Raw genomic sequence first — 4,513 nt, 5'->3', positions numbered from 1 at the left:
TGTTTTTATTGACCTGTGTTCCAGAGCAGTCGTTGGCTGGTCTATGAGCAACAGGATGACAGCAAAGCTGGTAACCGACTCGCTGGAGATGGCTATGTGGAAACGCAGGCCACAGGCTGGCTTGCTGGTACACAGCGACCGTGGAAGCCAGTACGTCTCAGAACGCTATCAGTCATTACTGAGCGGCAACGGATTTGTCTGTAGTATGAGTCGCAAAGGGAATTGCTGGGATAATGCAGTGGCCGAGAGTTTTTTTCATACACTGAAAACAGAACTCATTCATCATGAGGATTTTCAGACTCGTGAAGAGGCCCAACAGGCAATTTTTGAGCATATCGAAGTGTTTTATAACCGTCAGAGAAAGCACTCGAGCAATGGCTACCTGGCACCGTTCAAGTATGAACAAGAACTTGCCAAGTCAGCGTAAAAAAGTGTCCGGAAAAGTCTTGCCATATCACTTCTATCTGGCTCACCAGGTCAGGCTGCAACATGCTAACATTTTGTAGTTATACTGTCGTGCTATTTGGTAGTAACCAAAGGCTTTCCCGAGAGCCATGGAAAGCCTGGTTTTGGGCACGGTTGAGCTCCCGAAGTTCAGGAGCCGATATTATATGTTGATGTAAAGGTGAGGGTTTGGGGAAGTGGCATTGTAGAAAGTACCAGCCCTCCGTCATTCTCGCGAAGGCGGGAATCTACCACGTAGTGGATCCCCGCCTTCGCGGGGATGACGATGGTATATTCTTAATTGCAGCTTCCCTTACGACTGTTTTGCTAATGGACGCCGAGTAATTGAGCCTGTATCTCTCTCTCAAGCAATACGGCCTGCTTATTATAATGGCGATGAAACAAATCGTCTGTTTCGTTCCTATTGGTACTGTCCCTGTATCGAATAGTAAACTGCTCGCTGTTGTAGGGAATACTGACTTCCATATGATGCTGGTCCTTCTCCGTTAAATTGGCTTCAATCATTCCCGGTTCATTTTTCGTGACTTTCCAGCCAAGGCGGGAGGCAGCGGTGATGATATCTCTGCCAACCTGATCGACAGAAATGCTCGGGAGGCTGTCGATAGGGGCGTCAATAGTGTGGATGGTTGTTGAAGTGCTGCAGCCAGCAAGCAGCAGTGACAGAACTATCGATAGAAAAGATACTGCCAGTAAACGGTGAATCATACTTATATACTCCGGAACATGAATTCACCGTGAAAGTATCGTTACATTGATCAGATCTAACCAGTTATTCTTTATTTTCTTCATCATCAGGTTTGCTGTTCACTGGGGCGGAGTTACGAACAAGATAATGAAGTCTCATCAGATGCAGCTCGTCGTAATACACCTGTTCCTGAAGCGCTTCAAACACTGAGCGCAAGCGCTCGGTGCCATGCTCTTGAAAAACCTGCATAACCCTTTCCTGTTGATCAGGCGAAAGCCCGGATTTGCGTATAAAAGCATCGCTGAAGGGCAGGTCGGCCACTTCTGTATGATATTTGTGGAGATGGCCCAGCAAGGTGCTGAGCTTTATCTCAAAGTGATTCAGCATCTCGTCCAGACAGTTAACTTCAGCAAACTTCTCGCCAACCGCAACATGTCTGCCAGAAGGGTATGTTTTTCTCTCCCGGGTTATCTGGCTGGGGGCAGAGGCACGGTTATAATTTGGTATTTCAGTAATCTGATGAGCCTGGCAAAACTCGATGATCTCCCGAAGGAAAGCGTCACCATAGCGATTCAGCTTGACGCTACCCACACCATTGATCTGCAACAGGCTTTCGTTTGACTGGGGAAACCAGGCTGACATCTCCACCAGAGTTTTATCAGAAAAAATGACGTAAGGGGGGACGTTTTCCTCATCGGCCAATGATTTTCGGCAGGATCGCAATTGCTCAAACAGTCCACGGTTATAGTCAAGATCCGTTTGTTTGCGGGTGGCTTTTTCTGAAAAATCCCGTTTTTGTGTCAATCTTATCTCGATCTGTTGCTCACCTTTTAATATCGGGCGTGCATTGCTGGTCAGTTTCAAACTGCCAAATTCCTGATCTTGAAGAATATAATTTTTCTGCATCAGGGTGCGTGCCAATTGCAGCCACTGTGGCTTTGAAAGCTCGGCGCCTATGCCATAGACAGACAATTGATCGTGACGTTTCTCAATAACCTTTTTGGATTTTGACCCGCGAAGCACATCAATCAAATAAGATGTCCCAAACATTTGCCCCGTGCGATAAATACAGGACAGCAGTTTTTGTGCTGCCGTGGTGACATTGGTAAGGGGCAGTTTTTCAGATAAACAGTTATCACAGAGATTGCATTTTTCCTCAGTGTATTGTTCACCGAAGTAATGCAGTAAAGGCGTTCGTCTGCAGTCCTCAGCTTCAGCAAAACCAATCAATGCATTGAGATGCTGGTTGGCTACCCGCTGTTCTGACTCTGATTTCTGATTAATAAAAAATTTGACCTTCTGAATATCCCCATACCCAAAAAGGAACTGACAATGGGCCGGCAGGCCATCACGACCGGCCCGGCCAATTTGCTGGTAATAGCTTTCGATGTTCTGAGGCATATCATAGTGCAGCACAAAACGGACGTTAGATTTATTAATGCCCATGCCAAAAGCAATCGTCGCGACGATGACCTGGATATCATCCCGAATAAAAGCGGCCTGGTTGGCGGTTCTTTGTGCACTGGAGAGACCGGCATGGTAGGGAGCAACCGAACATCCATTCTTCAGTAGCAGTTGAGAGAGCTCATCCACCTGTTTTCGTGAATTACAATAGATGATGCCGGATTGATTGTTAAACTTTTCAATCAGCTTGAAGGTCTGGTCAACCGGTTTTTGCTTTTCAGAGACTTCTAAAAACAGGTTAGTACGATTAAAACTGGCGATAAACTCATTGGAGTCTGCCATCTGCAGGATGTTTTTAATATCCTGCTGGACTCTGGGTGTGGCGGTTGCTGTGAGGGCTATACAAACTGCGGCAGGAAAGCTTCTTCTTACTTCAGCCAGCTGTCGGTATTCCGGGCGAAAATCGTGTCCCCATTCCGATATACAGTGGGCTTCATCAATGGTCAGGCAGTCGACATTCACTGAGTTCAACAAGTGCCGGGTGCGTTCCAGCATCAGTGTTTCCGGTGCCATGTAGAGTAATTTGACAGCACCGCTGTGAACCCGACCTATGGTGTCATGATATTCGGAACTGCTGAGGGTGCTGTTCAACAGTGCTGCCGGGATTCCCAGCGCCAGCAACTGGTTAACCTGATCCTCCATCAACGATATCAAAGGAGAAATGACCAGCGTGAGCCCCGGGAGGATCAGGGCAGGGATCTGATAGCAAACGGACTTCCCACCACCGGTTGGCATGATGGCCAGAGTGTCCTGACGATTTAAAATATTATCGATAATCGCTTTCTGATGAGAGCGGAAGTTATCGTATCCAAATACGTCTTGTAGTATCTGTATTGCTTGGTCAGACATATTGCAGTTCTATTAGTTGAATTGTGTATCCATAGGCACATTATTATTACCCATAAAATGGGAGGCAGGGGAAAATATTGCTAAAAGATGGATAATAATTAGAAGGGAGTATCTCCAAAATCATCAAACCCGTCTTTTGATCCATATGGTTTATTTTCTAATAGTCTGATGGTACTTGTGTTTTATTCGTATTGGAGAATGAATCAATCGGAAATCTTTGTGGAATATTGGAGTCTTGCATTCCTCTACCCTGTCTGTTGTCTAACCTCTGCAGCTGGCCATTAAAGCTGTCAATCATCACATCGGTGCTTTTCGCCCTGCTGATTCGCCCTATGGCCTTCGACTATCGCTCCAAATTACCCGATCCGCGCTGGCGTAATGCCTGGGACTGGGGGCTGTTTACCAGTGGTATCGTACCATTCATTGTCTATGGCGTGGCCTTTGGTAATATTTTTGTCGGTTTTGGCTTCCGGTTTGATGGCTATATGCGCTCAAGCTTTACCGGATGCGCTCAAGCTTTACCGGCTCCTTCTTTGACTTGCTCAACCCGTTCTCGCTGCTCTGCGGTATTGTCAGTGCCTCCATGCTCACCATGCAGGGTGCCGTCTGGCAAAAAATGCGTTCCGGCGACCCCATTCGCCAACGTGCGTCCATCGTCGCCCGTTATGCCGTGATGCGGACACCAATGGACCGTCTAACCCGCTGACCAAAACCGTTGCCGTCAGTGAAGGCATGTGGCTGAACAATTATCGTCTGTACCCGATCATGATGATTGCCCCGGTCCTTGGTTTCCTGGACACTATTGGTGTCATGATCTTCTCAGGAACTAAACAGGACGGTTTGAGCTTCATCTTCTCATCACTGACACAGCCGGGATTATCATGACCGCAGGCTTCAGCCTGTTCCCGGTTGTGCTGACCTCCAGCACTCATCCATCGCTCAGCCTGACCCTGTGGGATGCCACCTCCAGCTTTATGACGTTGGCTATTATGAGCGTCGTTGCTGCCGTGTTTGTTCCCACCATTCTTGGCTATACCACCTGGTGCTTCT

At 47.4% G+C, this 4,513-nt stretch carries 5 protein-coding genes and 1 pseudogene; 4 read left to right on the top strand and 2 right to left on the bottom strand.

Annotated features, from left to right (window positions below):
• Positions 1–427, top strand: a 427-nt coding sequence (locus RM811_RS15130; RefSeq protein WP_402525858.1) for an IS3 family transposase, incomplete at its 5' end; no start/stop codon positions are given.
• A gap of 344 nt (positions 428–771) precedes the next feature.
• On the opposite strand, the gene RM811_RS15125 is transcribed toward RM811_RS15130, so the two are convergent.
• Positions 772–1,170, bottom strand: a complete 399-nt coding sequence (locus tag RM811_RS15125; RefSeq protein ID WP_402525855.1) for a hypothetical protein — start codon at positions 1,168–1,170, stop codon at positions 772–774.
• Positions 1,171–1,234: 64 nt separating this feature from the next.
• A complete protein-coding gene (gene recQ / locus RM811_RS15120; protein WP_402525852.1) occupies positions 1,235–3,463 on the bottom strand; it encodes a DNA helicase RecQ in 2,229 nt (742 codons plus the stop codon).
• A 332-nt stretch (positions 3,464–3,795) separates the two neighbouring features.
• Between recQ and RM811_RS15115 the strand changes: the two are divergent.
• The 3 genes and pseudogenes from RM811_RS15115 to RM811_RS15105 all read left to right on the top strand — a co-directional run.
• Positions 3,796–3,891: pseudogene (locus RM811_RS15115) on the top strand (hypothetical protein); the annotation flags it as partial.
• A gap of 77 nt (positions 3,892–3,968) precedes the next feature.
• Entirely contained in the window at positions 3,969–4,169 is a 201-nt protein-coding gene (locus RM811_RS15110; RefSeq protein WP_402525849.1) for a hypothetical protein, read from the top strand.
• A gap of 175 nt (positions 4,170–4,344) precedes the next feature.
• Positions 4,345–4,513, top strand: a 169-nt coding sequence (locus RM811_RS15105) for a cytochrome d ubiquinol oxidase subunit II (RefSeq protein ID WP_402525861.1), incomplete at its 3' end; no start/stop codon positions are given.

The sequence above is a fragment of the Endozoicomonas sp. genome (assembly GCF_031844845.1).
In the GTDB taxonomy this organism is placed as follows: Bacteria; Pseudomonadota; Gammaproteobacteria; order Pseudomonadales; family Endozoicomonadaceae; genus Endozoicomonas.
Note: the sequence above shows the minus strand (reverse complement) of the source record. Positions and strands in the feature narration are given on the sequence as shown.